General features: G+C 60.5%; 2 protein-coding genes. Both read left to right on the forward strand.

Annotated features, from left to right (window positions below; translation table 11 throughout):
- Positions 1 to 1,294: electron transfer flavoprotein-ubiquinone oxidoreductase (locus VGO12_RS12265; RefSeq protein ID WP_327513030.1), on the forward strand; the 1,294-nt coding region annotated here is incomplete at its 5' end.
- A gap of 300 nt (positions 1,295 to 1,594) precedes the next feature.
- Positions 1,595 to 2,065, forward strand: a complete 471-nt coding sequence (locus tag VGO12_RS12270; protein WP_327513031.1) for a GNAT family N-acetyltransferase — start codon at positions 1,595 to 1,597, stop codon at positions 2,063 to 2,065.
- Positions 2,066 to 2,580: the final 515 nt, after the last annotated feature.

Here is a 2,580-nt window from a genome sequence, read left to right on the forward strand (position 1 = left end):
TCGGTGGCTCGCAAGCCATGCCGAAGCGCTCGGCGTCGAGATCTATCCGGGCTTTGCCGCAACCGAAGTGCTCTATAACGACGAGGGTGCGGTCATCGGTGTCGCCACCGGCGACATGGGCATCGAGAGGAACGGCGAGCCGGGGCCGAACTTTGCCCGCGGCATGGCGCTCCTCGGCAAATACACGCTGATCGGCGAGGGCGTGCGCGGCTCGCTCGCCAAGCAGCTGATCGCCAAGTTCGATCTTTCCAGGGATCGCGACGTCCAGAAGTTCGGCATCGGTCTCAAGGAACTCTGGCAGGTCAAGCCCGAGAACCATCGTCCCGGCCTGGTGCAGCACTCCTTCGGCTGGCCGCTCGGCATGAAGACCGGCGGCGGCTCGTTCCTCTACCATCTCGAAGACAACATGGTCGCCGTCGGCTTCGTCGTGCACCTCAATTACAAGAACCCCTATCTCTTCCCGTTCGAGGAATTCCAGCGCTTCAAGACGCATCCGGCGATCCGCGGCACCTTCGAGGGCGGCAAGCGGTTGTCCTATGGTGCGCGCGCCATTACCGAGGGCGGCTATCAGTCGGTGCCGAAGCTGTCCTTCCCGGGTGGCGCGCTGATCGGCTGTTCGGCCGGTCTCGTCAACGTGCCGCGCATCAAGGGCAGCCACAATGCGGTTCTGTCGGGCATTCTCGCAGCGGAGAAACTGGCAGCGGCGATCGCGAACGGCCGCGCCAATGACGAGCCGGTCGAGATCGAGAACGGCTGGCGCGACAGCGCCATCGGCCAGGACCTGAAGCGGGTCAGGAACGTCAAGCCGCTGTGGTCGAAGTTCGGAACGGCGATCGGCGTGGCGCTCGGCGGTCTCGACATGTGGACCAACCAGCTCTTCGGCTTCTCCTTCTTCGGCACGCTGAAGCACGGCAAGACCGATGCGCAGTCGCTCGAGCCGGCGGCGCAGCACCAGAAGATCGATTATCCGAAGCCGGATGGCGTGCTCACCTTCGACCGTTTGTCCTCGGTGTTCCTGTCGAACACCAACCATGAGGAAGACCAGCCGGTTCATCTCAAGGTCAAGGACATGGACCTGCAGAAGCGCTCCGAGCACGACGTGTATGCTGGCCCCTCGACACGCTACTGTCCGGCCGGCGTCTACGAATGGGTCGAGAAGGACGGCAAGGACACCTTCGTCATCAACGCGCAGAACTGCGTGCACTGCAAGACTTGCGACATCAAGGACCCGAACCAGAACATCAACTGGGTGCCGCCACAAGGAGGCGAAGGCCCGGTCTACCCGAACATGTGATGTTCGGCAGCGCGTCCCGCTCGGCAAGGTCGCGTCCTCAGCCAGATCCCGGGGCGACCGCTGTCGAAGTAGATAGAAGCTGGTGCCTGCCAGCAGATGGTGACGATACGCCTTGTGGTTTCAGTCCCGGTTGGATAGCGTTGCTTTCAACCTCAGGAGAATGCCTATGATTGCCCTTGTCTCACTTCCGACATCGCTGGCCGCAGCGGCGAGCGGAATGGCAGTTGTGTCCTCGGATAGAGGATAGCCCGCGCTCTCCGTTCGGCTTTGAACACCTTTGGGTTTGTCAGAAAGCCGAAAATGATCACTGAAGTAACGAAAGATGATTTCGATGCGATGCTTGCAGGTGTCGCACGAGAGGGGTTCAATCTTGCGCCCGACGTTGTAATTGCGCCTCCGGACGTACTGGTCATGCTCCGCAGCCTTGCAGACGACGTTCGGCAACGGTTCGCGCCGGCGGCGTGGTGGATCGTAAATGAAGGCGAAGTCGTCGGCCTTTGCTCCGTCATCAGGGTTCCCGATGAAGGAGACGTCCACATCGGTTATGGCATAGCACCCACCCGCCAAGGGCGGGGCTTTGCTACAGAGGCCGTCAGCCAGATCCTCTCCTGGGCGCGCAGCGATCCGCGGGTTGCTCAGATTTCAGCCGAGACCGGCGTCGAAAACATCGCGTCACAGCGTGTTTTGGAGAGGAATGGCTTCCTGCGTGTTGGACAACGCGTCGATGACGAAGATGGCCTCGTTGTCTGCTGGCGTGCGATGACAGAGTAAGCAGCCGAACCGACGCTCCAGGGCGAAAATCATCGCCCTGGAGCGTCGGTCACTTCAGCCGCTTGTTCCTTGTGCAAATCATGCCGCCGGATCCCCAGCGATCTTCCGCTCAGATAAAACCGAATTCGACCGATGCGTTGCAGTCCCGCTGATCGTATGGGTAGGCGTAGCAGGTGTACCAGATGCTGCCCTGGCCGAGCAAAACAAGCACTTGTTCGAGTAGGCTCATCCGGTATTCGCCCTTTCGAGCCGGTATGGTCGTCGGCATATTGCTTGTATCCTCCCAATGCTGAACCGGTGAGCTTCCGTCCGCAGCCTCCATTTTCCTCGTGCTGTGGCAGAGTTCTCACCTGGCCTTGATCTTACCCACGAACCGGATCGCAAATCACCCACGGAATGCCGAAGAGAGCTTTCAGGATTTTCGATGAAACAAGAGCGCCGAAATCCTGAAAACTAACGGCAGCACCGTGCGCCGCCCCGTCACCGGGTTGCCGAAGGTGTTTCGGAAGCTCCAG

Source organism: Ensifer sp., assembly GCF_035999135.1.
Lineage (GTDB): Bacteria > Pseudomonadota > Alphaproteobacteria > Rhizobiales > Rhizobiaceae > Ensifer.

What these genes read in the sequence shown, in the direction of transcription:
- VGO12_RS12270 (WP_327513031.1), top strand. Translation starts at nt 1,595, where the DNA reads ATGATCACTGAAGTAACGAAAGATGATTTCGATGCGATGCTTGCAGGT.